Origin of the sequence: Nocardia higoensis (assembly GCF_015477835.1) — a bacterium.
Classification (GTDB): Bacteria; Actinomycetota; Actinomycetes; order Mycobacteriales; family Mycobacteriaceae; genus Nocardia; species Nocardia higoensis_A.
The window spans coordinates 2,872,728-2,897,070 of the sequence record NZ_JADLQN010000001.1 but is presented as its reverse complement, the minus strand read 5'-3'; the positions used below and the strand labels follow the sequence as shown (position 1 = coordinate 2,897,070).

Genomic DNA, 24,343 nt, shown 5'->3' with positions numbered 1-24,343 from the left:
CGTTTTTGCCGTCGTGTGGCGAGTTCCGACAGAGTTGCCGGTTTTCTGGTCAATTCCCGCGGGATGACGGATACTGCCGTAGGCGACTCTTCTGGATGTTTAAGTCTCCCGGAGAGCGGGTAGGGCCGCCCCGCGTGGGCGCGGCCTGCGGTGACGACGGAGTAGGAACACATGACTGTCGAGATGGTCACGGTCGGCGCCGAGCGGGTGCTGCGGTTTCGTGACATGCACTCCGGTCACGCCTTCCAGGTGACCACTCCGGCGGCTCACCCCGATCTGTGGCAGCGCTACCTGGCCGGGGCGCACCGGGTCTACCGCCGGTTCGGCGTCGAGTCCGCGCTCGAGTACGAGTCCGTGGCCGACGGCGGATCCACCGCTCTGTTCTTCGCCGCGGTCGATCCGGACGGCGAGGTCGTGGCAGGTCTGCGCGTCCAGGGGCCGTACTCCGGTTCGGCCGAGGCCCACGGATTGTCCGCCTGGGCGGGCCAGCCCGGCGAGGACGTGTTGCGCGCCATGATCGACGATCGCGCCCCCGAGGGCATCGTCGAGGTGAAGGCGGTCTGGGTCGATCGGCGAGCCGCGCACCGATCGGCGCTGGGTGCCGCGGTCGCGCGGTGTGTCGTGCACGCCGCCTGGCTGCTCGACGCGCGATGGGGATTCGCCACGTCCGCGGAGCACGGCATCGAGCGATACACCTCCAGCGGCGCGCGGATCGCCGAGCAGGTCGGCGCGGTCGCCTACCCGGACCACCGCTACCGCACCGTGCCGTTGTGGTGGGACACCCACGCCCACCTCTCGCACGCCACCCGCACCCAGAGCGCGCTCATCGTCCTCGAGCGCGCCGCGCTGCGTGCTTGGCGCACGACCTGCCCGCGATCGGCGGCTGCCGCACCCGCGGCGGGAAAGTCGATCGCCCGATGACGGCTTCCGGCACCCGCCCGAGCGCGCCCGGCGTGGGCCCGGCCGACGCGGCGGAACGCTACCGTCCGCTCATCCTCGACGAACACGACGCCGACCACACCGCCGTGCTCACCCGGCTGCGCACCACGCCCACGGTCGGCATTCTCGACCTGCGGGATTCGATCCGCGCGGAGCTGTCCCGGATCTGTGATCCGCGGATCGACACCGAAGACGCCGCCGCCGACCGCTGGGTGTACTACCCGTGGCGGCGGACGCTGGTCGGCCTGACCGGGCCGCGCGCGTTCCGCGCCGTCCGCCTCGATCGCAACCGCAACAAGCTCACCGTCGCCGAACAAGAGCGGCTCGCCGGGATGGCGGTCGGCGTGGTCGGGCAGAGCGTCGGCCACGCGATCGCGCACACGCTCGCGCTGGAAGGCTCCTGCGGTCTGCTGCGGCTGGCCGACTTCGACGACATCGAACTGTCCAACCTGAACCGGGTGCCCGGCACGCTGTTCGACCTGGGGCTGAACAAGGCGGTCGTCACCGCGCGGCGCATCGCCGAACTCGACCCCTACCTGCCGGTCGAGGTGTGTACCGGCGGCGTCGACGAGAACTCCGTCGACGCGTTCCTCAGCGGCCTGTCACTGGTCCTCGAGGAGTGTGACTCGCTGGATGTGAAGTTCGCGGTCCGCGACGGCGCCCGCAGACATCGGCTGCCGCTGCTGATGGACACCAGTGATCGCGGCCTGTTCGATGTCGAGCGCTTCGACCTGGAACCGGATCGCCCGCCTTTCCACGGGTTGCTCGGCGAGACCGCTGCCGCCGATCTGCGCGGTCTGTCCACCAAGGACAAGGCCCCGCATGTGCTGCGGATCCTCGGCCCGGGCGAGCTGTCCGCCCGCATGGCGGCCAGCCTCGCCGAGATCGACCGCACCGTGACGACCTGGCCGCAGCTGGGCGGGGACGTGCAGCTCGGCGCGGCCATCGCCGCCACGGCCGTGCGCCGTATCGGTTTGGGCCGCGATCTGCCCTCCGGGCGGACCAGGGTGGATCTGGAACGCGAACTCGACGGGCTCGTCGAACCGATGTCCACCGACCACCGCTGGTCCAGGGCGGGAGCGGACGACGATCTCGAGGCGCCCGGTCACGACGGCGCGGGCCTGCGCCGGGACGGGGGACAGCCGGGTCGCGCCATCGCCGACGGTGTCGGCGATGCCACCGATGCCGCCTTGTTCGGCGCGGGAGTGGGCGACACCGGCCGAGGAGCGCGGCGGCCGAGCCGCGCCGAGGTCGAGTCCGCGTCGGGGGCGAGCATGCGCGGTAACGGCGCGTCGAAGCCCACCGCAGCATTCCGGCCCGGTGACAGACACGCCGACGGCGGGCCGCGCAGGGCGCAGTCGCGCCCGAACGGGGCCGGATACCGGCAGCAGGCCGTACCGGATCTGCTCCCGCCCGGCCCGCCACGGGCCGAGGTGGTCGCGGCAGCCCAGCGCGCTCCCTCCGGCGGCAATGTCCAGCCATGGACGATGCGACCGACCGAGGACGCGTTGTGGATCGACCTGGCGCCCGAACGCTCCTCGACGATGGATGTCGCCTACCGGGGCAGCGCCGTGGCGATCGGCGCCGCGCTGCACAACGCCCGCGCCGCCGCGGCCGCGTACGGCCTGCTCGGCGAACACCGCCTGATCGCCGCAGCCGCGCCCCCGTCCGCCCCGCTCACCGCTGTCCTGCGCTTCGGCGCCGGTGGTGATCCGCTGCTGGCCCGCGACTACCCCGCGGCCCTGACGCGCTGCACCAATCGCCGCAAAGGCAATCGCGCGCCCATCCGCGACGGCGTGCTCGCCGCGCTCGACGCCGCGGCTCGCACCGAGGGCGCGCTGGTCCGCGCGATCACCGACCGCGGGGCGCTGGCCGAGGCCGCCGAGCTGCTCGGCGCCTCGGACCGGGTCCGCATGCTGACCCCGCGCATGCACCGGGAGCTGTTCTCGGAGTTGCGTGGCCCCGGCGAGGATGTGCGTGACGGCATCGACCTGCGCAGTATGGAACTCGACGACGCCGATCTGGCCAAGCTGCGCATCGCCTCGCGCCCCGATGTCGTGGAGTTGCTGCGCGTCTGGTCCGGCGGCCACGGTCTCGGTGAGGCCACGCGCGATCAACTGCTGTCAGGTTCGGCTCTGATCGCGGTCACCATGCCGTGTCCGGCCGGGCGCGCGGGCGCGTCGCTGATCGATTACGCGCGGGCCGGAATGGCCGTCGAACGGGTGTGGTTGGAGGCCGGACGGCGCGGTCTGGCGGTGCAGCCGATGTCGCCGGTGTTCGGCTACGCACACGACCAGGAGGATCTGGTCGCGATTTCAGAGGATTTCGCGGATACACTGACCTCACTTCAGGGCCGTTTCCTGGACCTGCTGGGAGTGCCTGGGCATGAGATCATGGCGCTGGTGCTTCGCCTGAGTTACGCGGCAGCAGCCTCGGTTCGCAGCAGGCGGCTTCCAGTGCCGGGCACGGGCCAGGGCAGCTAGCACGATCGGAGACAGTGTGCCTCGGCGAACGCTCGACTCATTGGTGACGGATGTCGCCTCCGAGTTGATGGGCGTCGACGCCATCAGCATGGTGGCGGCGAGCGAACGCGTGCTGGCCGCGCTGGTCGATCATTTCGACATCGACTTCGGATACCTGCGCCACACCAACCGCGAGGACCGCACCACCGTCCTGATCGCCGAATGGCCGCATCGCACCGACGTCCCCGATCCCGATCCGCTGGCCGTGGTGCGTTTCGCCGAGGCCGATTCGGTGTTCCGCGAGCTGGAGTTCGCGACCGAGCCGGTCATCGTGCGCCCCGGCGCCGAATCCGAGGACTATCAGGAGACCATTCGCAAGTCCTCCGGGATTCCACAGGTCACCATGGCCTGCGTCCCGCTGGTCTCGCGCGGGGAGTCCACCGGCCTGCTCGGTTTCGTCAAGTCGGGCGACCGGGCGTGGAACACCGGCGAACTCAACGCGCTCACCGCCATCGCCACGCTGTTCGCGCAGGTCCAGGCCAGGGTGGCCGCTGAGGAGCGACTGCGCTACATCGCCCTGCACGACGATCTCACCGGCTTGGCGAACCGGCGCGCGTTGCTCGAGTACATGGAGAACCGGTTGCGTCCCGGCGAGCCGGGCCCGGTCGCGGCGTTCTTCCTCGACCTCGATCGGCTCAAGGCGCTCAACGACTTCCTCGGCCACACCGCGGGCGACAATTTCATCCGCACACTGTCCGCGCGGTTGCGGGAGAATCTGGGTCCCGAGGCGATGATCGCCCGGCTCGGCGGCGACGAATTCGTCATCGTCCCGGAGAAACCGATGGATTCGGTGGCCGCGGAACTGGAGGCGACCCGCCTGCAGCAGCTGATCGGCCGACGGGTGACGGTCGGCGGGGAATCGGTCAGCCGGGGCGCGAGTGTCGGCGTGGCGGTCGGCATTCCCGGGCAGACCACGGTCGCCGATGTGCTCCGCCGTGCCGATCACGCGCTGTTGTCGGCCAAGTCCGGCGGGGGCAACGGCGTCGCGGTGTTCACCGACGCCATGCGCGCACAGTTCGAGCTCCAGGACGACGTGGAGCTGAATCTGCGTGGCGCGGTGTCCGACGGCTCGCTGCTGCTGCACTACCAGCCCGAGGTGGATCTGCGCACCGGCCGGGTGGTCGCGCTGGAAGCCTTGGTGCGCTGGATGCATCCGACCAGAGGGCTGCTGCCGCCCGCCGCGTTCGTCACCGTCGCCGAGGCCACCAATCTGGCAGGCGAGCTGGGCCGCTGGGTGATCCGCACGGCGTGCAAGCAGTTCGCCGACTGGCGTGCGCGTGGACTGGCCGCCGGAACCGTCATGCGCATCAACGTCTCACCGGTGCAGCTGGTGAGCCTGGATTTCGTCGAGCGCATCGAGGACATCCTGCGCGAGTTCGCCATCGACGGCAGCGCGGTGTGCCTGGAGATCACCGAGCACGTGGTGGTGCAGGATCTGGCCCGCACCCAGGTGACACTGCGCGGACTCAAGCGGATGGGCGTGCAGATCGCCATCGACGATTTCGGCACCGGCTACAGCTCGCTGTCGCATCTCAAGGCGCTGCCGGTGGACGCGGTGAAGATCGACCGCGGTTTCGTGCAGCGGCTCGGCGCGAGCACCGACGATCTGGCCATCGTGAAGTCCATCATCGGCCTCGCCGGTTCGTTCGGTCTCGGCGTGGTCGGCGAGGGGGTGGAGACCGCCGTCGCGGCGCGCACCCTGGTGGGGCTCGGCTGTTACCGGGCGCAGGGGTTCCTCATCGCCCGTCCGATGCCCGCCGCCGAAGTGGAAACCCACCTCGTCGTCGGGCATATCCCGCTGGACCTGGATCTGCCGCGCGCGGTCCGTGGCGTCGCGGGACGCTGACGGTTCCCGGACCTGCCGCCGACTGTCGTGGGGGCCGCGGTGTCGCCGATCCCGGTGCGGCGCCCGATCTGTCGCACCGCCTGGTCGGCGCCTGATCTTTGACCGCTGTTCACGGTCCGTTGTGTCGTCGGGGGTCTCCGGTAACCCCGCCCGAGCACGATCGGCGACATGCGCATCGTGCAGCTGGCCAACTTCTACGGCCCTCGCTCGGGTGGGTTGCGCACCGCGCTGCACCATCTCGGCGCCGGCTATGCGGCGGCAGGTCATGAGGTGGTGTTGATCGTCCCCGGCGCGCGCCGCGCCGAAGAGATCCTTCCCGGCGGCGCCTTGCGGATCACATTGCCCGCCACGCCGATTCCGCTCACCGGCGGCTATCGCGCGGCCGACCCCCGCCGCGTCGCCGACGTGCTGCGCGGCCTGTGCCCCGACGTGCTCGAGGTGTCCGACCGCCTCACCCTGCGCGGCTTCGGTCGCTGGGCCCGCCGCCGCGACGTGGCGAGCGTGATGATCTCCCATGAACGCCTCGACCGCCTGCTCGGTCAGATCCTGCCCGGGCCCGCCGCCCGCCGAATCGCCGACAGCGCCAATCGCCGCACCGCCGACGACTACGACATCGTCGTCTGCACCACCGATTTCGCCCGCGCCGAATTCCGCCGCATCGGCGCGCGGAATGTCGAATTGGTTCCGCTCGGCGTCGACCTCGACCTGTTCAGCCCGCAGCGTCGCGACGGCCGGCTGCGCGCCGACCTCGGCGTGCCCGGCCATCCGCTGCTCGTGCACTGCGGCAGGCTCTCGGTGGAGAAACGGGTGGATCGCAGCATCGAGGCCGCCGCCGAACTGGCCCGCGCGGGTCGGCCCGTCCGCTTGGTCGTCGCGGGCGACGGCCCTCGCAGAGAATCTCTGGAGAAGCGCGCCCGCGCGGTCCCGGTGCTCCCCGACGGCCGCCCCGCCGTCCACTTCACCGGCTTCCTCACCGATCGCCACCGCGTAGCGACCCTGCTGGCCACCGCCGATGTCTCCCTCGCGCCCGGCCCGCACGAAACCTTCGGCCTCGCTGCCCTCGAAGCCCTCGCCGCGGGCACCCCGGTCGTCGCCAGCCGTTCCTCGGCCCTGGCCGACATCGTCACCGCCGACTGCGGGGCCGTAGCCGCCGACGACCCCTCCGCTTTCGCCGCCGCTGTCACCGACGTCCTCGCCCGCCCCACCGCCACCCGCAGACAGGCCGCCCGCCACCGTGCCGAACAGTTCACCTGGCCACGCGCGGTCGACGGGATGCTCGCTGTCCTCGGGCGCTGACATCGGCCGGATGGTGACGTCTCCGCCGCACCGGATTTCGGTCGCGCGAAGCATCGCGTCGATCGCGTGCTCGTGGCCGTGTCCGACCGTCCGGAACCGGAGGTCCGCCGCGATCCGGGCCACGGACCGGGGCATGGATTCGACTCGAGCCGGGTAAGAAGTGTCTTGCTCGGTACTGTCCTGTCGCACTGTCCTGTTCCCCGGGTGCGGTGTGCTCGGTTGATCGGTCGCGGGGAAGGCCGGTAGCGTCGAGGTCTGTTGCGGGAGTGTCGTACTCCCTGTGACGGTTGGCCGAAGGGGAGGGTGTCGTGCGGGCCTCTGGCGTGGTGATGGTGGTGAGCGCCGCTTCGGTGCTGATGCTGGCGGGGTGTTCCACGGGTGGGGAGGCGTCGCCGGTGGTGACCACCACGACGGGCTTGCCGATCGCGGCGGAGGCGCCGGCGTCGTTCGATCCGTGTACCGATATTCCGCAGTCGGTGCTGGATTCGGAGAATCTGCGCCGGGGAGCTCGGAAGAACGCGAATTACGACGGTGGTCGGGGGATCAAGTGGCGGGGGTGCAGTTTCGTCGCTCCGGACAGTTATGCGGTGGGGATCACGACGACGAATCTGACGTTCGCGGTGGTGCGGGACAACCCCGACTTCACGGTTCGGCAGGAGTATGTGATCGACGGGCGGGCGGCGATGGCGGTCGATGCCGTCGATGATCCCGATCCGCGGGCGTCGTGTTCGTTCTATGTCGAGATGACGGGCGGCAGCTTGGAGTTGTCGATGATCAATCCGGCGTCGAATGACAAGACCGGCCATCTGGATACGTGTGAGTTGGCGCGTGGTCTGGCGGAGAAGCTGGCACCGTTGATTCCCGATGATTGAGATGTCTGGGCGGTTAGGTCGCAACGAAGGGGGACGGATATGAGTGAGGATGATCGGGTTCGGCCGTTGGCGGGGTTGATCGAGCAGGCGCGTGAGGGCCGGTTGTCGGTGGATTTCGGGGTGGGGTCGGGTGATTCGGTGCGGGTGAACGCCGAAGAGTTCGTCGGCATCGATCGTGCTTGCGACAGCTTCCTGCAACTGATCCGCGACCTTCAGGGCATCGCATACGACATTTGGAAGCGTGAGCGGTGGGATTTGGGGGAGGCGCATCCTGATCTGCTTTCCGGGCAGACGTTGGTGAGCCGGTTCCGTACCAAGGCTGTGGGGGCCGAGGACGGTAACGCGGTGCACGAGATCCTCGAGCAGCATTATCGGATCGTCGAGGATATTCGTCGGGTTCATCAGTTGATCGCTCAGCGGTATCTGGACACCGATGCGGAGTTCGCCTCCCGTTACAACGAACTCGTCGCCACGCTGCCGCCGCCGTCTCCGACACAGCTCGGCGCGGACCCCGGTGCGGTGAATCCGACGGGCGGACTGGCGGTGTGAGCGTGACCGGACAATTCTCGAATCCTCGGCAGGGGGAACAGTGACCGTCGAGAACGAACAGCCCAGGATTTCCGACCCGGAGAACCCCGACGGCTTCACCCATACCGAGATCAACGACGCGTTCGGCCCGCTCACGCCCGCGGCGCAGGCACAGCCCGCCGCCGACCAATACGGCCAGATCGCCCAGCTCTGGCAGGAGGGGGTGTCGGTATTCGCCGCGCAGTTGCGGCGGTCGAGCGCCGCGGCCTGGGAGGGCGCTGCCGCCGAGCAGTCCAGGGAGGCGATCGGCAACTACGCCACCCGCGCCGAGGAACTGGGCGACGCGCTGCACCTGCTCGGGGTCCGCGTCGACCAGACCGTCGGTTCGATCATCCGCACGCAGACGAATCTGCCGGAGGTGCTCGAGTCCAAACCCTGGTACAACCCGGCATCGTGGCCCTGGGTGGGCTCGAACAACAGCGGCAAACGCAGCGACGCCGAGGAGCAGGCCCGGCAGGTGATGAACCAGTACTACGTCACCGAATTCGCCGAGGCCGACCGGACCATCCCGGTGCTCCCCACCCCGATCAGCCCGCTCGCTCCCTTGCACGGCGACCTGCCCGAGGGCGGCACCCCCGGCCCGGGCGCAACGTCCGGGCCGGGCGGCGGTACCGGCAGCCCGTCCGGACCGGGCACCCCCGGGACAGATCCGGCGGGCGAGGATCCCGGCTCGGACGACCAGCCCGCTGGGCAGGACGATCCGGCCCAGGAGCCCGACGGCCAGGATTCCGACGGCCAGGATTCCGAGCCGTCCGGGACCACCGATCCCGGTGACACCACCGAACCGTCCGGCCTCACCCAGCCCAGCGGGCTGCTGCCGGACGGCACCAACCCCAGCGGCACCAACCCCGGCAGCGGCACCCCGTCCTCCCCCGGATCGCCGGGCGGATCCCCATCGTCGCCGGGCGGATCGCCGGTCGGCCCCGGGGCAGGCCGCAGCATCCCCGGTGTCCCCGGCGCGGTGAATGTGCCCGCCGCGACCGCCGCCACCTCCACGACAGCCGCGGCATCGGGGCGCAGTGGAACGCCGGGCATGATGGCGCCCGGCGCGGGCCGGGGACAACAGGGCAGCGACGACGAGCACAAGATCCCCGACTATCTGATCACCGCCGAGAACACCGCCGAACTGCTCGGCGACCCGCCGCCCGCGCTGCCCGGCGGCGTGATCGGTGCCGACGAGCCGCCGCTCCCGGCATGACCCACTGGCTACGGCTGAACGACAACAGAGCCGGGGACCCCGGCGGCCCGGATGCCACGGGGCGCCCCGCGCCGCGCGAGACGAGAACCACACGAGGGGGATGACCTACCGATGTCCGAATGGACCTGGGAGCCAGACGATTTCGCCGCACTATGGCTCCGCGACGGCATGGATCGCTTTCCGCGGCCGCTGCGCTACCTGAGCAGATTCAAGACCCGGACCCCGTTCGAGTCGCATGCCGCGCAGGTCCGCGCCCGCTACGACCGCGACGAACACGAAACGATCCGCCTGGCCTTGCACACCCTCACGGCCGCGCAACTGCGGATCGAAGTCCTGGGTGGTTCGACGGCCACCCGGCGCGGCCGCGTCCGTGAATACCGCATCGTCGGCGGACGTACCGCCCATCACGCGGTGGTCCTGGCGCAGTCGGCCGTCGACGGGGTCGACGGGTCCGTGCACGTCCGGCTGTTACCCGCCGAAAGCCTCGCGACCCGGCTCGCGACCCTGCTACCGCCCTGCGATCCCGGTCGGGAGCCCGCCACCACAGTGCACTCGGCCGAGTTGTCGGCCGGGGCCGGGCACGCCTCCGCACGGCGCAGCCCGCGCGAGAACTACGAACGGATCGCGGGCCGCCCCGCGGACGGCGGTGGAAACGCGGGCCTGCTCGTCGGATCGGTCCTGTCGCGGCCGGCGCCGTGGTTTCAGGCCCAGTGGTACGACATCGCCGGTGACGGCCGCTATCTGGAGACCCGCACCCGCGAGCACGTCGCCGTCCGGCCTGCCACCGCCCGCGACATCGCGGGCTGCTACGCGGGCTGGATCGAGCGCGCCCTCGATCGGATCGGGGACGACGCCCGCCGGAGCCGCTGAAGCCGCCGCTGTCCCGGTCACCGCCCGGCGCGGGCGGCCAGTACCGCGTCGTAGAGTTCGCGGCGCGAAGCTCCGGTGGCCTCGGCCACCTGCGCGCAGGCGTCCTTCAAGCGCATGCCGTCGTCGACGAGGGCTTGGACTTCGTCGACCAGGGAAGCCGGGTCGGCTTCGGTGGGGGTGGCGCCTTCGAGGACGACGGTGATCTCGCCGCGGGCACCGTCGACGGCCCAGGCCGCGAGTTCGGCGAGAGTGCCGCGGACCACCTGTTCGTAGGTCTTGGTGAGTTCCCGGCAGACGGCGGCGCGGCGGTCGGGACCAAGAACGTCGACGGCGTCGGCGAGGCAGTCGGCGAGGCGGTGCGGGGCTTCGAAGAAGACGCAGGCGCGGGGTTCGGTGCGCAGGGTGCGCAACCACTGTTTGCGAGCGCCGGACTTGCGGGGCGGGAAGCCGTCGAAGCAGAAGCGTTCCACCGGGAGCCCGGACAGGGCCAGGGCGGTGGTGACCGCGGACGGGCCGGGCAGGCAGGTGACCGGCAGATCGCGCGCGACGCAGGCGGCGACCATGCGGTAGCCGGGGTCGGAGACCGACGGCATCCCCGCGTCGGTGACGAGCAGAACGGTGCGGCCCGCGACGATGTCGTCGAGCAGCGCCGGGATGCGGGCGGTCTCGACGTGGTCGTAGAAGCTGACGACGCGGCCGGAGATCTCCAGGCCGAGCGCCTTGGCCAGGGCGCGGGTGCGGCGGGTGTCCTCGGCGGCGACCACATCGGCGGTGGACAGCGCGTCACGCAGGCGCTGGGAGGCGTCGCCGATATCGCCCATCGGGGTGGCGGCCAGCACCAGCCTGCCGCCGACCGAACCGGTCGTTGTCTGCTCCGCTGTCACCGTGCTCCCGTCTGGTACTCCATACCGCTGCCGTACATACCGCTGCCGTACATACCGCTGCCGCCCATACCGCTGTCGTCCATACCGCCGGCGTTGCGTCCACACCACTGCGGCGTCGGAGAGATCGGTCGTCCTTCCCGCGTCCATTCCTCGCGGTGTGGCGATCGCTCTCCGATGCCCTGCGGTCCGTCGTTCGGCCTCGGTGGAGCGGGCGGTAGGTGTGGGTGTGGTGTTGTCAGCCTAATCGGCGGTGTCCGACCACCCGCTCGCCGTCCCGGCGCGTGTGGCCGGGAGCGGAGCCGCTGCGGCCCGCCGATTCCCCCTCCGGTCGGGGCGACCGAATACGATCGGGTCCGTGACCCAGGTGACCGACCGCGCGACCGCACCCGGGGCCGTGGCCACCACCTGGTCGAGCCCCGCCCCGCTCCGCCCTTCCCCGGATTTCGGGCCGGTCGACACCTTGCGTGGCTGGCTGGTGACCGCGGTGCTCACCGCACTGGCCGCCGTCACCCGGTTCAGCGCCTTGAACTATCCGACCGACGGCGGCACCCCGGTCTTCGACGAGAAGCACTACGCCCCGCAGGCGTGGCAGATGCTGACCGGCGGCGGGGTCGAGGACAATCCCGGCTACGGCCTGGTCGTGCACCCGCCGGTCGGCAAGCAGATGATCGCGATCGGCGAGCTGCTGTTCGGCTACAACGGCTGGGGCTGGCGCTTCACCGCCGCGCTGGCGGGCACCGTGCTGGTGTTGCTGGTGATCCGGATCGTGCGGCGGATGGCGCGCTCCACCCTGGTCGGCGCGATCGCGGGCATCCTGATGCTCGCCGACGGCGTGCTCTACGTGTCCTCGCGCATCGGCATGCTCGACATCTTCATGGCCCTGTTCGTGACCGCCGCGTTCGGCTGCTTGATCGTCGACCGGGACGACGTGCGACAACGCCTGGCCCGCGCCGACGCCGAGGGCCGGATCGCGATGACCCGATGGGGTCCGCGACTGGGCGTGCGCTGGTGGCGGTTCGGCGCGGGCGTGCTGCTCGGGTTGGCCTGCGGCACCAAGTGGTCGGGCCTGTACTTCATCGCCGCGTTCGGCCTGCTCAGCGTCTTCTTCGATCTGTCGGCCCGCCGCGCCTACGGTGTGCCGAGTCCGTGGCGTGGCACCGTCGTGCGCGATGTCGGTCCGGCGCTGTACGCGCTGGTGCTGGTGCCGCTGGGGGTGTACCTGTCGTCGTACTGGGCGTGGTTCACCAGCGAGACCGCGGTCTACCGGCACGCCGTGGGCAACCAGCTCGGCACCGACGGCACCTGGTCGTTCCTGCCCGAGGCGCTGCGCTCGCTGTGGTTCTACAGCGGCGAATCCCTGCACTTCCACGAGGGGCTGACGAACTCCGCGGGCAACATCCACCCCTGGGAGTCCAAGCCGTGGACGTGGCCGATGGGTCTGCGGCCGATGCTGTACTACTACGCCGACAATGTCGCCAGCTGCGAGCCAGGACAGTGCGTGAAGGCGGTCATGCTGATCGGCACGCCCGCCATCTGGTGGATCTCGCTGCCGGTGCTGGCCTGGGGATTGTGGCGCTGTGCGGTGCGCAGGGATTGGCGCTATGGCGCGGTGCTCGTCGGCTACGGCGCGGGGCTGCTGCCGTGGTTCCTGACGCTGGACCGGCAGATGTACTTCTTCTACGCGGTCCCGCTGGCCCCGTTCCTGATGATGGCGGTCGCGCTGGTACTCGGCGACATCATCGGCCCCGCCCGCGCGGCTCCGCATCGCTCCGTCGACCGGAACGCCTTCCTGGTTCCCGACGAGCGGCGCAATCTCGGCTTGCTGGCGGTCTGCCTTTACCTGGGACTGGTGGTCGCCAACTTCATCTGGTTCTGGCCGATCATGTCGGCGATGGCGATCAGCCCGCAGGAGTGGCAGATCCGGCTCTGGCTGCCCAGCTGGCGGTAGGCGGTCAGTCCAGCGCGGCGCGCACGAACTGCAGGGCGGCCTCGTCGTCGAGCCCGAGCCGCCGGATCGTGGCGACGTAGGCGACGGCGGCCCGGCCCGCGGCGTCGTTGGTGGGATCGCCGGAGGAGGCGATGAAGGTGCCCAGCCTGCCGCGGGTTTCCAGGACGCCGTCCTCCTCGAGTTCCCGGTAGGCGCGGGCGACGGTATTGGGTGCCAGCCCGAGTTGGGCGGCCAGCGCGCGCACGGTCGGCATCTTCGTGCCCGCGGCCAGTTCGCCGGAGCGGACCCGGGCGAAGACGGCCGTCCGCAGCTGCTCGAACGGCGGTTCGGAGGTGTCGTGATCGATCGTGAGATTGCGCACGTGGACTCTCAGACGGTCTCGCGGGACAGGGGGCAGGACAGGCACCGCGGGCCGCCGCGGCCGGAACCCAGCTCGGACCCGGGGATGGTGAGCACCTCGACCCCGGCGTCGGCGAGCCGGGCATTGGTCACCTCGTTGCGTTCGTAGGCGACGACCACGCCGGGGGCGAGCGCCAGGGTGTTGTTGCCGTCGTCCCATTGCTCGCGTTCGGCGGTCACCACATCCGAGCCGGTGTCGATCACCCGCAGCTTGCCGATGCCCATGGCCTCGGCCGCGGCGGGCAGGAACGGGTCGGGTCCGGCCATGGTGACCCCGGAGGGATCCGCGCGCCCGCCGTGGTCCCTTCCCTCGTAGGCATCGCCACGCCGGATGGTGAACGCGCGCAGTTCGTCGCGCAGCGCCGGATACATCACCACCGCATCGGTGTCGACCATGGTGCACACGGTGTCCAGGTGCATAGTGGCGCGGCTCTGCGCGATCGGCACCACCAGCACGGTGTGCGCGAGATCGTCGTCGAAGAGGCTGCGCGCCAGGGCTTCCGCACCCGCCGGGCTGGTCCGTTCGCCGACGCCGACCGCGACCACTCCCGGCGCGAGCAGCAGCACGTCGCCGCCCTCGATGGGGGCGGTGTGGGATTCGTAGGCCCGGCGCACACCGAGGAAGCGCGGGTGGAACGCGTAGACCAGGTCGGTCAGCGAGGTCTCCCGCATCCGGGCGGGCAGTGCGAGCGAGGTGATCGCCACCCTCGGGCCGACCCAGAACGAGGAATCCCTGGTGAACAGGAGATTGGGCAGCGGATCGATGACGAAGTCGCTGCCGTGGTGCATCCGGCGCACCAGCGAGGTGCCGTCGGGGGCGAACGGGAGTTCGTCGAAGGTCATGCCCGCCATCAGGATCTCGGTCAGTTCCCGGGCCGCCACGCCGCGCAGGTGACCGGCCAGCTCGTCGGCCAGAGTGTGCCCGAGCCTGCGCGCGTCGACGGCGGCGCTGATGCCCTGGACACGGGCCGCGCCGCTGACCTCGAGTGTCTCGGCCAGTAGGTCGGCCAGCAGCAGCACTTCCACCCCGCGCCCGCGCAGCACCTCGGTGAAGATGTCGTGCTCCTGCTGGGCGCGCTCCACCCAGGGGATGCCGTCGAAGAGCAGCTGATCGCTGTTACGCGGCGTGAGCCTGCGCAGTTCGGCACCCGGCCGGTGCAGCATCACCGTACGCAGCACGCCCACTTCGGAGGTGACGCCGTAACCGTGGTCCGTGCTCCAGCCGTGGTGGTTCATGCTCCGACCGTAATGCGCCCGGCCCCGGTGAGCACGCTGATCGCGGCGCGCCGTCCCGGGAATTCGGCGTCGGAAAGAAACATTTATGCTCATGTGTCCGAAATGGTCCGGGCGCGGTGAACCTGAAGTATGGTTCACCTCGAGCGAAGGAGCGTGATGTCGACAGCCGATTGGCGAGCCAAGGAATTGACCCCCGGTCAACTGTCGCAGCGCAGTGGCGTCGCGGTGTCGGCTCTGCACTTCTACGAACGCGAGGGCCTGATCTCCAGCCGTCGCACCAGCGGCAACCAGCGTCGCTACCCACGTGACATGCTGCGCCGGGTGGCGTTCATCCGTATCTCGCAGCGGGTGGGCATCCCGCTGAGCGAGATCAAGGCCGAACTCGATCGGCTGCCCGAGGGTCGCACCCCCACCAAGCGCGACTGGGAGACGGTGTCGACCACTTGGCGCGCCGACCTGGACGATCGCATCGAGCAGCTGATCCGCTTGCGCGACAGTCTGACCGGTTGCATCGGCTGCGGTTGCCTGTCGCTCGGCGTGTGCAAGATCGTCAACGAACGCGACCGCCTCGGCGACGAGGGGCCGGGCGCGCGGGTTCTCGACACGCACGCCTGCCGCGTCGACTCCGCCGAGCAGAGCTGCGACTGACGGCGGGCGTGGCCGCGCGACCGTGCGTGTCGGGCTGCGGGCCGGGCGCACGGCGACCATGATCGAAGGCATGACGACTCTGGAGAGCAAAGCCAAGGCCCTGCTGGCGCTGCACCGCCCTGGCGATCCCGTCGTGCTGCCGACCGTGTGGGACGCCTGGTCGGCGAACCTCGCGGTGGCAGCGGGATTTCCGGCACTGACCATGGGCAGCCATCCCGTCGCCGATTCGGTGGGCCGCGCCGACAACGAGGGCATGACCTACACCGAACTGCTCACCAGAGTGCGGCAGGTGACCGCCGCCGTCGACGTACCGGTCTCGGTCGACATCGAATCCGGCTACGCGCTCAGCCCGGCCCAGCTCGTCGACGGCCTGCTCGAGGCGGGTGCGGTCGGCCTCAATATCGAGGACACCGTACACAGCGAAGGCGGTCGCCTGCGCGGCGCCGAGGAGCACGCCGAGTTGGTGCGGGGGCTGCGCGAATACGCCGACGCGGCGGGGGTGCACGTGGTGGTCAACGCGCGCACCGACCTGTTCCTGCGCAAGGACGGCGAGGAGTCCGATCGCCTCGATCGCGCCGTCGACCGACTGACGCTGGCGGCGAAGGCGGGCGCGGACGTGCTGTACCCGGTGGGCAGGCACTCCGCCGAGGACATGCGCGCGCTCACCTCCCGGCTGCCGCTGCCGGTGAACGCCATCGGCGTCCCCGACATCCCGGCCAAGGCCGAGCTGGCCGCACAGGGTGTGGCCAGGATCAGCTTCGGGCCGTTCCTGCAGGCCGCCCTCGCGAAGGAGGCCGAGCGTCTGCTGGCCGGCTGGCGGTGAGTCGAGACCGGCGAGAACCGTTGACGTGGTCCGGTTCTCGCCGCTCTACTTCGTCTCGCCGTCCTTGGGCTCCACATAGCGCGGGAACACCGGCGCGGGGGCGGGCAGTGCGGTGCCGGGCGTGAGCGGCGTCGCGATATCGGTGAACGTGCGAGCCCGCTGCCCCAGCAGATCCAGAATCCGCGCCGCCGACCCCGGCATGACCGGCTGCACCAGGATGGCGACGATGCGCACCACCTCGAGGGTGACGTAGAGCACGGTCGCCATCCTGGCGAGGTCCTCTTCGGTGCCCGATTTACGCAACGCCCACGGGGCCTGCGCGGAGAAGTAGCGGTTCGTCTCGCCGAGCGTCAGCCAGATCGCCTCGAGCGCGAGATGCAGTTGCTGGTTGTCGAATTCGGCGCGGCAGCGCTCGAGCAGGCCGTCGGCGCGGTCGAGCAGCGCGCGATCCTCGTCGGTGAACGCGCCGGGCGTGGGCACCGCCGCGTCGCAATTCTTGTTCACCATGGTCAGGCTGCGCTGCACCAGATTGCCGAATTCGTTGGCCAGATCGGCATTGATGCGCGAGACGATCGCCTCGTGGCTGTAGCTGCCGTCCTGACCGTAGGAGATCTCGCGCAACAGGAAGAAGCGCACGGCGTCGAGGCCGTATTCGTCGACGAGGTCGAGGGGGTCGACGACATTGCCGACCGACTTCGACATCTTCTCGCCCTTGTTGTACAGGAAGCCGTGCACGAAAACGCGTTTCGGCAATGCCACGCCCGCCGACATCAGGAATGCGGGCCAGTACACCGTGTGGAAACGGGTGATGTCCTTGCCGATGATGTGCAGATCGGCCGGCCAGTACTTCTGGAACTCGGGCGAATCCAGATCGGGGAAACCGACGCCGGTGAGGTAGTTGGTGAGCGCGTCCACCCACACGTACATCACGTGATCGGGGTGGTCGGGAACCGGCACGCCCCAGTCGAAGGTGGTGCGCGAGATGGACAGATCCTTCAGCCCCGCCTTGACGTAACTGACGATCTCGTTGCGGCGGGTCGCGGGCGCGACGAATTCCGGGTGCTCCTCGTACAGCGCGAGCAGCTTGTCCTGGTACTTCGAGAGCCGGAAGAAGAAATTCGATTCCTCGGTCCAGGTGACCGGCGTCTTCGTCTCGGTGGAGATGCGGCTGCCGTCGTCGAGCAGCGTGGTCTCCTCCTCGGTGTAGAAAGCCTCGTCGCGCACCGAATACCAACCGGAGTAGTTGTCGAGGTAGATATCGCCGTTGGCCAGCATCCGCTGCCAGATGACCTCGCTGGCGCGCAGGTGGTCGGCGTCGGTGGTGCGGATGAACCGGTCGTAGGAGATGTCGAGGGCCTTGTCCAGCCGTTCGAAGACATCGGAGTTGCGAGCGGCCAGATCCTGGACCGGAATGCCCTCGGCGGCCGCCGTCTGCTGCATCTTCTGACCGTGCTCGTCGGTGCCGGTCATGAAGAACACGTCGAAGCCGTCGAGGCGCTTGAACCGGGCGATGGCGTCGGAGGAGATGTACTCGTAGGCATGCCCGATGTGCGGTGCGCCGTTCGGGTAGGCGATGGCCGTGGTGACGTAGAAGGCTGGTGCGTCCGCGTTCATGGTGCTGACTACTGTAGTTGGACAGCGACTGCACGCGGGTATCGCATCGACACTACGGCCGGTGCGGTGGACGCCGCGCCCCGCGGAGGCCGGCCCGGCCGATCTCGCGAGGCCGGTGGAGTCGCCGAATTCGTACCCGCGCGGCACCGCTCGCCACGTGAAGTCGCCAGTCAGGAGATCGATGAGCGCCAAGCGTCCTGCCCCAGACCTGCCCGAACCGCTCGCTCCGCTGGTCGACGCACACACCCACCTGGATGCCTGCGGCGCCACGGACGCCGAGTCGACGGCGGTGATCCTCGACCGGGCGGAGAAGGTCGGTGTGGGGCGCGTGGTGACCGTGGCCGACGATCTCGACGCGGCGCGCTGGGCGGTCGACGCGGCGCACTGGGATCCGCGCGTGTTCGCTGCGGTGGCCCTGCACCCGACCCGCGCGAACGCGCTCGACGCCGAGGCCGAGGCGGAACTCGAGCGCCTCGCCGCCGACCCCCGCACGGTCGCGGTGGGTGAGACCGGGCTGGACTACTACTGGCCGGGCAAGCTCGACGGCTGTGCCGACATCGAGACCCAGATCGAGGGTTTCCGTTGGCACATCGACCTGGCCAAGCGGGTGCGCAAGCCGTTGATGATCCACAACCGCGAAGCCGATCACGATCTGCTGACCGTCCTGCTGGACGAGGGCGCGCCGGCCACGGTGATCTTCCACTGCTTCTCCTCGGACCCGAACATGGCGATGGCCTGCGTCGACGAGGGATACGTGCTCAGTTTCTCCGGCAATGTCAGCTTCAAGAACGCCCACGAGGTGCGCGAGGCGGCGAAGGTGGTGCCCGACGGGCAGATCCTGGTGGAAACCGACGCGCCGTATCTCACCCCGCATCCGTTCCGCGGCGCGCCGAACGAGTCCTATTGCCTGCCCTACACCGTGCGCGCGCTGGCCGAATTGCGCGGGCAGGACCCGCAGGAATTGGCCGAGATCACCACGGCGAACGCTCGCAGGCTCTATCGCATCTGAATTCCGGGGAACCGGCTCGGGCATTTACCGGAACGGGAAGATCGAAAACGCATATGTGAGACAGATCACAGACAATGGCGAGTGATGTCGGCTAGCTGCGGCGTCGATATCGGACCGTGATCGAGGATCCGGCTGTTCACCCCGCTGCGGTTGTCGGGTCGAATTCCCCTCGTTATTGTCCTGTGATCATGTCTCCGCTCGCGAAGATCAACCAGTCGCGTTCACCGCTGCTCTACGCGGCCGTGGCGGCATTGCTGCTGACGCTCATCGTCGGCGCCGCCATGGCGATCGTGAACCGCAAGACCGTCACCGTCGTGGTGGACGGCAATCAGACAGTGCGCACCACCATGTCGCGCGATGTGGCCGGGGTGCTGCGAGCGGCCGGCTTCGACGTGACCGATCGCGACCTGGTGAAGCCCGGGCTCGGCTCCTCCGTGGTCGACGGTGCGACCATCGTGCTCAACCGTGCGCGCGAGGTGGCGCTCTCGGTGGACGGCAGGCTGCGCCAGGTCTGGACCACCGGCCTGACCGCGGGTGAAGCGCTCGAACAGCTGAATCTGCCCGGTGACGTCTACGTCCGGCCCGGCCGTGACAACCCGCTGCCGCTCACCGGCGCGGTGCTGAACGTGGCCAGCCCGCGCACGGTCTCGCTGCTCGACGGCATCGGCGAGCCCGTCGACGTCCGCCTGGCCGCGCCCACCGTCGGCGAATTCCTCTCGGTGGCCGGTGTCCCGCTGGTCCAGCAGGACACGGTCGAACCCGCCCCGGACACGCCCTTGGCCGAGGGCATGCAGGTGGTGGTGACCCGCAAACGGGTAGAGAACATCACCGAGACCCTTCCGCTGGATCCGCCGGAGAACGTCATCCACGACGAGACCATGAACATGAGCCGGACCATCGTCGAGGAGCCGGGTACCCCCGGCGTGCACGATGTGACCTTCGCCGTCACCAAGGTCAACGGCCGGGAGGTCGAGCGCACCGCGATCGACTCCGTGGTGCAGATCCCCGCCCAGCCCACGACCGTCCGCAAGGGCGCCAAGCCGGGTACCGAAGTGCCACCGGTCCGCGACGGCGACCTCTGGGACGCGCTGGCCGACTGCGAGTCCAACGGCAACTGGGCCATCAACACCGGCAACGGCTACTACGGCGGCATCCAGTTCGATCAGAGCACCTGGGAGCGCCAGGGTGGTCTGCGCTACGCGCCGCGCGCCGACATGGCCACCCGCGAAGAGCAGATCGCCATCGCCGAGGTCACCCGCGCCCGTCAGGGGTGGGGCGCTTGGCCCGCTTGCACCGCCCGTATGGGCGTGTGAGCTCACCACCGAGGCGGGCGGAGGGGCGGCGGGCCCGGCGATTGGTAGGTTCGTGCGGTGCCGTCCGCCGATATCCCCGCTCGAGGTGACAACTCCGACCGCGCCGAGACCGCAGCCGACGGTTCGGTGGTGGGCGACGGCGTGACCCCTGTCGGCAGCAAGGCCGCTGACAGCGCGCAGACCTCAGCGCGCGGCGAGGCCGCATTGCTCGGGCCCGCCGAGGTGCGGACGCTGGCCGAGCGGTTCGGCGTACGCCCGACCAAGCAGCTCGGACAGAACTTCGTGCACGACGGCAATACCGTGCGCCGGATCGTCGCCGCCGCCGGGGTGGGCCGCACCGACACCGTGCTCGAGGTCGGCCCCGGCCTCGGCTCGCTGACCCTGGCGCTGCTCGATGTCGTCGACAAGGTGGTGGCGGTCGAGATCGATCCGGTGCTCGCCGAGCATCTGCCCGCCACTGTCGCCGATCGCGCGCCCACGCTGGCCGATCGGCTGCATGTGGTGCGGGCCGACGCACTGCGGGTGGGGGCCGGGGAACTGCCCTTCGCGCCGACCGCGCTGGTCGCGAATCTGCCCTACAACGTCGCGGTGCCGGTTCTGCTGCATCTGCTGGCCGAACTGCCGAGCCTGACGACGGCCCTGGTGATGGTGCAGGCGGAGGTGGCCGACCGGCTGGCCGCCCAACCGGGCAGCCGCGTGTACGGCGTGCCCAGTGTGAAGGCCGGCTTCTTCGGGTCGGTGCGCCGGGCGGGCGCGATCGGCACCCAGGTGTTCTGGCCGGTTCCTCGGGTCGATTCCGGCTTGGTTCGGGTGCAGCGCTACGCCGAGCCGCCGTGGCCGACCGACGAGGAACACCGCCGCCGCGTCTTCGAGGTCGTCGACGCGGCCTTCGCTCAGCGGCGCAAGACCTTGCGTGCCGCGCTGGCGGGCTGGGCCGGCGGTACGGCCGAGTCCGAGCGTCTTCTGGTCGCCGCGGGGATCGACCCGACCGCGCGCGGTGAAACCTTGGATACGGCCGCCTATGTGCGGCTGGCCGCCCAGCGCTGAGGCCGGGCGACATCGAAGACGCTGCCGTCGTCGCCGGGCATGGGGTCAGAGTGCGACTTCGTAGCCCGCTTCGTCCACCGCCGCGACGACATCGGCGTCGGCCAGCGGTGCGGTGCTCTCCACGCGTACCGCACCGGACGCCACGTCCACCGCGACGCCGGTCACCGAGTCGATCTTGCTGATCTCGCTCTCGACCGCGCTCGCGCAGTGGCCGCAGGTCATGCCCTTGACGGTGTAGGTGGTCGTGGTCATGGTCGTGACTCCTCCGATGTCGTTGCTCCGGGCGGTCGGTCTGCCCGCCACCTCGAACATACCCCTAGGGGGTATTTGTGGCAAGTGGTCGTGGTGCGTGCCTGCGCCCGGCGGGTGTCGGGGACAGGGGTTAGGCTGTGCTCTCGTGCTGTCAGTTGTGCCAAGTCCGGTTCTCGTGCGCGCGCCGTCGAAGGTGAATCTGCACCTCGGCGTCGGCGACCTGCGTCCGGACGGCTACCACGATCTGACGACGGTGTTCCAGGCGCTGTCGCTCGGCGACGACCTGCGGATCTCGCCCGCCGCGGCGCTCACGGTGCGGGTCAACGGCGAAGGCGCCGCCGAGGTGCCCACCGACCGCGGCAATCTGGTGTGGAAGGCGGCGGTTCGCCTGGCGCACATGGTCGGTCGTGCGCCGCTGGTCGAGATCGTCATCGACAAGGGCATCCCGGTCGCGGGCGGAATGGCGGGTGGCAGTGCCGACGCGGCCGCCACCCTGGTCGGCCTCAACGAACTGTGGGACATGGGTCTGGACCGCGAGGAATTGTCCGCGGTGGCCGCCGAACTCGGCAGCGACGTGCCCTTTGCCCTGCACGGGGGCACCGCGCTGGGCACCGGACGCGGCGAGCGGTTGCTTCCTGTGCTGTCCCGCAACACCTTCCACTGGGTGCTTGCCATCGCCAAGACCGGATTGTCCACCCCCACCGTGTTCGCGGAACTGGACCGTTTGCGCGAACACGGCGACCCCCCGCGCCTCGGCGACCCGCAGGCACTCATGCAGGCACTGGCCGCGGGCGACCCCGGGCAGTTGGCCCCGCTGCTCGGTAACGACCTGCAGGCCGCGGCGGTCTCCCTGGCTCCCGACCTGCGCCGCACCCTGCGCGCCGGAGTGGACGCGGGCGCCCTGGCCGGATTGGTCTCCGGCTCCGGCCCCACCTGCGCCTTCCTCTGCGAGAGCGCCGAGGCCGCGGTCTCCGTCGCCGCCGAACTGGCGGGCGCGGGAGTGGCGCGCGGGATCCGCACCGCGAGCGGACCTGTCCCGGGCGCCCGGGTGATCGAGCGGGAGGACTGAGCCCGCGCCGGTCTCGGCGAGCGACGCCCTCGGTAGGCTTGTCCGGTTCGCGCGACTGGCGCCAACACTTCGGGCGAGCCGCGCGATCACCGCGCAGCCGCGTCACCGGTGAGTCGGAAGGTTTCATGTCCAACCTGATCAATCTCGAGCAGGTCTCCAAGAGCTTCGGGATCACCCCGCTGCTCGACGGCGTCTCCCTCGGCGTGCACGCCGGCGAGCGCATCGGCGTGGTCGGCCTCAACGGCGGCGGCAAGACCACGCTGCTCGAGGTGCTCACCGGTCTGGAAGCCCCCGACTCCGGCCGGGTCAGCAGGCTCGGCGGGCTGCGGATGGCCGTGGTCACTCAGCGCGGCGTGCTGCCCGAGGGCGCCACCATCGGCGAGGTGGTGCTCGCCGGGCTCACCGACGACGCCGTGAGCGATTCACTCGCCGAGCACGAGTGGGCCGCCGACTCCCGGGTGCGCTCGGTGCTGGAGGGCATCGGCATCCAGGACCTCGGCCTGGACACCGTGGTCACCAACCTCTCCGGCGGTGAACGCCGCCGGGTCGCGCTGGCCGCCGCGCTGGTGCGCGATCTGGATCTGCTGGTCCTCGACGAGCCCACCAACCACCTCGACGTCGAGGGTGTGCAGTGGCTGGCCCGGCACCTGCTCGACCGGCGCAGCGCGCTGGTCGTGGTGACCCACGATCGCTGGTTCCTCGACACCGTCGCCACCCGCACCTGGGAGGTCGTCGGCGGCAAGGTCGAGAGTTACGAGGGCGGCTACGGCGACTGGATCTTCGCCCGAGCCGAGCGCGCCCGCCAGGCCGACGCGACCGAGGCGCGCAGGCGCAATCTGGCCCGCAAGGAACTGGCCTGGCTGCGTCGCGGCCCGCAGGCCCGCACCTCCAAGCCGCGGTACCGGGTGGAGGCGGCCGAGGCGCTCATCGCCGACGTGCCGGAGCCGCGCGACAGCGTCAGCCTGGCCTCCTTCGCCCGCAAACGCCTCGGCCGGGTGGTGATCGAGCTGGAGGACACCACGCTCACCACCCCCGACGGCCGCGAACTGGTCCGCGATCTGACCTGGCGGCTCGCGCCGGGGGAGCGGGTCGGTCTGGTCGGGGTCAACGGCTCGGGCAAGACCACGCTGCTGCGCGTGCTGGCGGGCGATGTGGAACCGGCCGCGGGCAAGCGCATCCAGGGCCAGACGGTGCGGATCGGCTGGCTGCGCCAGGAACTCGACGATCTGCCCACCGACATGCGGGTGCTCGAGGCGGTGCAGGAGGTCGCGCAGCGCATCGTGCTGGGCGACAAGGAGATCTCGGCCGGGCAGCTGGCCGAGCGTCTCGGCTTCACCCCGGCCCGTCAGCGCACGCCGGTCGGCGACCTGTCCGGCGGCGAGCGCCGCAGGCTGCAGCTCACCCGCATCCTCATGTCGGAACCGAACGTCCTGCTCCTCGACGAGCCCACCAACGATCTCGACATCGACACCCTGCAGCAGCTCGAGGATCTGCTCGACAACTGGGCGGGCACGCTGGTGGTCATCAGCCACGACCGATACCTGATCGAGCGCATCTGTGACTCCACCTGGGCGCTGTTCGGCGACGGCAAGCTGACCAACCTGCCCGGCGGCATCGAGGAGTACCTGCGTCGTCGCTCGGCCACCACCGGGCAGTCGGGTGGTACCGCCACGTCGCGGCAAGCGGGCCCCTCGGGGCAGGCCACGGCCGCCGGCACTCCGGCCACCGACTCGGCCGCCTATCGTGCCGCGCGCAAGGAACTGGCCAAGCTGGAGCGCGCCATCGACAAGCTCTCCGAACGCGAACAGCGCCTGCACGTCGCCCTGGTCGACGCGGCGACCGATCCGGACAAGTTGGTCACCCTCGGCGCCGAGCTCCAGCAGGTGCTCGCGGAGAAGGAAGCCGCCGAATCCCGCTGGCTCGAACTGGCCGAAGACGCCTGACCCGTCCGAGCCCCGCTCGACGGCGCC

General features: G+C 70.2%; 21 protein-coding genes. 16 read left to right on the top strand and 5 right to left on the bottom strand.

Features of this window, described 5'->3' with window-relative positions:
- Nucleotides 1-171 precede the first annotated feature (171 nt).
- The 8 genes from IU449_RS13125 (at nt 172) to IU449_RS13090 (ending at nt 10,131) form a co-directional block, all read left to right on the top strand.
- A complete protein-coding gene (locus IU449_RS13125; RefSeq protein ID WP_195002054.1) occupies nt 172-921 on the top strand; it encodes a hypothetical protein in 750 nt (249 codons plus the stop codon).
- Complete coding sequence (locus IU449_RS29025; RefSeq protein ID WP_228803953.1) at nt 918-3,422, top strand: Rv1355c family protein; 2,505 nt, start codon at nt 918-920, stop codon at nt 3,420-3,422. Before IU449_RS13125 ends, IU449_RS29025 begins: the two co-directional genes overlap by 4 nt.
- Nucleotides 3,423-3,465: 43 nt before the next feature.
- Entirely contained in the window at nt 3,466-5,307 is a 1,842-nt protein-coding gene (locus IU449_RS13115) for a putative bifunctional diguanylate cyclase/phosphodiesterase (RefSeq protein ID WP_324188242.1), read from the top strand.
- Nucleotides 5,308-5,475: 168 nt separating this feature from the next.
- Nucleotides 5,476-6,603 carry a glycosyltransferase gene (locus tag IU449_RS13110; protein WP_195002053.1) on the top strand — a complete coding sequence of 376 codons (1,128 nt, stop codon included), beginning with the start codon at nt 5,476-5,478 and terminating at the stop codon, nt 6,601-6,603.
- A 287-nt stretch (nt 6,604-6,890) separates the two neighbouring features.
- Nucleotides 6,891-7,475: a DUF3558 domain-containing protein gene (locus IU449_RS13105; protein WP_228803952.1), complete on the top strand. Its 585-nt coding sequence runs from the start codon at nt 6,891-6,893 to the stop codon at nt 7,473-7,475.
- Nucleotides 7,476-7,550: 75 nt separating this feature from the next.
- On the top strand, nt 7,551-8,024 hold the full coding sequence (locus IU449_RS13100; RefSeq protein WP_228803951.1) for a hypothetical protein: 474 nt from the start codon (nt 7,551-7,553) through the stop codon (nt 8,022-8,024).
- Nucleotides 8,025-8,064: 40 nt separating this feature from the next.
- Nucleotides 8,065-9,261, top strand: coding sequence for a hypothetical protein (locus tag IU449_RS13095; RefSeq protein ID WP_195002051.1), 1,197 nt, complete (start codon nt 8,065-8,067; stop codon nt 9,259-9,261).
- Between the two features lie 111 nt (nt 9,262-9,372).
- Complete coding sequence (locus IU449_RS13090) at nt 9,373-10,131, top strand: ESX secretion-associated protein EspG (protein WP_195002050.1); 759 nt, start codon at nt 9,373-9,375, stop codon at nt 10,129-10,131.
- A gap of 17 nt (nt 10,132-10,148) precedes the next feature.
- Here IU449_RS13090 and rsmI read toward each other — a convergent pair whose 3' ends face one another.
- Nucleotides 10,149-11,015, bottom strand: a complete 867-nt coding sequence (gene rsmI, locus IU449_RS13085; protein WP_324188212.1) for a 16S rRNA (cytidine(1402)-2'-O)-methyltransferase — start codon at nt 11,013-11,015, stop codon at nt 10,149-10,151.
- Between the two features lie 355 nt (nt 11,016-11,370).
- Between rsmI and IU449_RS13080 the strand changes: the two genes are divergently transcribed.
- Complete coding sequence (locus IU449_RS13080) at nt 11,371-12,963, top strand: dolichyl-phosphate-mannose--protein mannosyltransferase (protein WP_195002048.1); 1,593 nt, start codon at nt 11,371-11,373, stop codon at nt 12,961-12,963.
- A 4-nt stretch (nt 12,964-12,967) separates the two neighbouring features.
- Here IU449_RS13080 and IU449_RS13075 read toward each other — a convergent pair whose 3' ends face one another.
- Together IU449_RS13075 and IU449_RS13070 are read right to left on the bottom strand one after the other, a co-directional pair.
- Nucleotides 12,968-13,324 carry a GntR family transcriptional regulator gene (locus IU449_RS13075; protein WP_195002047.1) on the bottom strand — a complete coding sequence of 119 codons (357 nt, stop codon included), beginning with the start codon at nt 13,322-13,324 and terminating at the stop codon, nt 12,968-12,970.
- 8 nt (nt 13,325-13,332) lie between these two features.
- The gene (locus IU449_RS13070) at nt 13,333-14,598 is read right to left on the bottom strand and encodes an arginine deiminase (protein WP_195002046.1); all 1,266 of its coding nucleotides are present in this window, start codon (nt 14,596-14,598) and stop codon (nt 13,333-13,335) included.
- 156 nt (nt 14,599-14,754) lie between these two features.
- On the opposite strand from IU449_RS13070, the gene soxR reads away from it, so the two are divergent.
- A complete protein-coding gene (gene soxR / locus IU449_RS13065; protein WP_195002045.1) occupies nt 14,755-15,246 on the top strand; it encodes a redox-sensitive transcriptional activator SoxR in 492 nt (163 codons plus the stop codon).
- 70 nt (nt 15,247-15,316) lie between these two features.
- Nucleotides 15,317-16,069 carry an isocitrate lyase/PEP mutase family protein gene (locus IU449_RS13060; protein WP_195002044.1) on the top strand — a complete coding sequence of 251 codons (753 nt, stop codon included), beginning with the start codon at nt 15,317-15,319 and terminating at the stop codon, nt 16,067-16,069.
- 45 nt (nt 16,070-16,114) lie between these two features.
- On the opposite strand, the gene metG is transcribed toward IU449_RS13060, so the two are convergent.
- Nucleotides 16,115-17,683 carry a methionine--tRNA ligase gene (gene metG / locus IU449_RS13055; RefSeq protein WP_195002043.1) on the bottom strand — a complete coding sequence of 523 codons (1,569 nt, stop codon included), beginning with the start codon at nt 17,681-17,683 and terminating at the stop codon, nt 16,115-16,117.
- Nucleotides 17,684-17,864: 181 nt separating this feature from the next.
- Between metG and IU449_RS13050 the strand changes: the two genes are divergently transcribed.
- The 3 genes from IU449_RS13050 to rsmA all read left to right on the top strand — a co-directional run bounded on the left by IU449_RS13050 (nt 17,865) and on the right by rsmA (nt 21,052).
- Entirely contained in the window at nt 17,865-18,692 is an 828-nt protein-coding gene (locus IU449_RS13050; RefSeq protein ID WP_195002042.1) for a TatD family hydrolase, read from the top strand.
- A gap of 188 nt (nt 18,693-18,880) precedes the next feature.
- The gene (locus IU449_RS13045) at nt 18,881-20,005 is read left to right on the top strand and encodes a resuscitation-promoting factor (protein ID WP_195002041.1); all 1,125 of its coding nucleotides are present in this window, start codon (nt 18,881-18,883) and stop codon (nt 20,003-20,005) included.
- A 141-nt stretch (nt 20,006-20,146) separates the two neighbouring features.
- Nucleotides 20,147-21,052, top strand: a complete 906-nt coding sequence (rsmA, locus tag IU449_RS13040) for a 16S rRNA (adenine(1518)-N(6)/adenine(1519)-N(6))-dimethyltransferase RsmA (RefSeq protein ID WP_195002547.1) — start codon at nt 20,147-20,149, stop codon at nt 21,050-21,052.
- Between the two features lie 45 nt (nt 21,053-21,097).
- Here rsmA and IU449_RS13035 read toward each other — a convergent pair whose 3' ends face one another.
- Nucleotides 21,098-21,304 carry a heavy-metal-associated domain-containing protein gene (locus IU449_RS13035; RefSeq protein ID WP_195002040.1) on the bottom strand — a complete coding sequence of 69 codons (207 nt, stop codon included), beginning with the start codon at nt 21,302-21,304 and terminating at the stop codon, nt 21,098-21,100.
- A gap of 145 nt (nt 21,305-21,449) precedes the next feature.
- On the opposite strand from IU449_RS13035, the gene IU449_RS13030 reads away from it, so the two are divergent.
- Together IU449_RS13030 and IU449_RS13025 are read left to right on the top strand one after the other, a co-directional pair.
- Entirely contained in the window at nt 21,450-22,373 is a 924-nt protein-coding gene (locus tag IU449_RS13030; protein ID WP_195002039.1) for a 4-(cytidine 5'-diphospho)-2-C-methyl-D-erythritol kinase, read from the top strand.
- 125 nt (nt 22,374-22,498) lie between these two features.
- Nucleotides 22,499-24,316 (top strand): ABC-F family ATP-binding cassette domain-containing protein, encoded by a 1,818-nt coding sequence (locus IU449_RS13025; RefSeq protein ID WP_195002038.1) that lies wholly within the window; start codon nt 22,499-22,501, stop codon nt 24,314-24,316.
- Nucleotides 24,317-24,343: the final 27 nt, after the last annotated feature.

Excerpts from the sequence above, each read along its gene's own strand:
- IU449_RS13090 (WP_195002050.1), top strand. The coding sequence starts at position 9,373 with ATGTCCGAATGGACCTGGGAGCCAGACGATTTCGCCGCACTATGGCTC.
- IU449_RS13060 (WP_195002044.1), top strand. The coding sequence starts at position 15,317 with ATGACGACTCTGGAGAGCAAAGCCAAGGCCCTGCTGGCGCTGCACCGC.
- IU449_RS29025 (WP_228803953.1), top strand. The coding sequence starts at position 918 with ATGACGGCTTCCGGCACCCGCCCGAGCGCGCCCGGCGTGGGCCCGGCC.
- IU449_RS13125 (WP_195002054.1), top strand. The coding sequence starts at position 172 with ATGACTGTCGAGATGGTCACGGTCGGCGCCGAGCGGGTGCTGCGGTTT.
- IU449_RS13070 (WP_195002046.1), bottom strand. The coding sequence starts at position 14,598 with ATGAACCACCACGGCTGGAGCACGGACCACGGTTACGGCGTCACCTCC.
- IU449_RS13025 (WP_195002038.1), top strand. The coding sequence starts at position 22,499 with ATGTCCAACCTGATCAATCTCGAGCAGGTCTCCAAGAGCTTCGGGATC.
- IU449_RS13110 (WP_195002053.1), top strand. The coding sequence starts at position 5,476 with ATGCGCATCGTGCAGCTGGCCAACTTCTACGGCCCTCGCTCGGGTGGG.
- soxR (WP_195002045.1), top strand. The coding sequence starts at position 14,755 with ATGTCGACAGCCGATTGGCGAGCCAAGGAATTGACCCCCGGTCAACTG.
- IU449_RS13045 (WP_195002041.1), top strand. The coding sequence starts at position 18,881 with ATGTCTCCGCTCGCGAAGATCAACCAGTCGCGTTCACCGCTGCTCTAC.
- IU449_RS13035 (WP_195002040.1), bottom strand. The coding sequence starts at position 21,304 with ATGACCACGACCACCTACACCGTCAAGGGCATGACCTGCGGCCACTGC.
- IU449_RS13050 (WP_195002042.1), top strand. The coding sequence starts at position 17,865 with ATGAGCGCCAAGCGTCCTGCCCCAGACCTGCCCGAACCGCTCGCTCCG.
- metG (WP_195002043.1), bottom strand. The coding sequence starts at position 17,683 with ATGAACGCGGACGCACCAGCCTTCTACGTCACCACGGCCATCGCCTAC.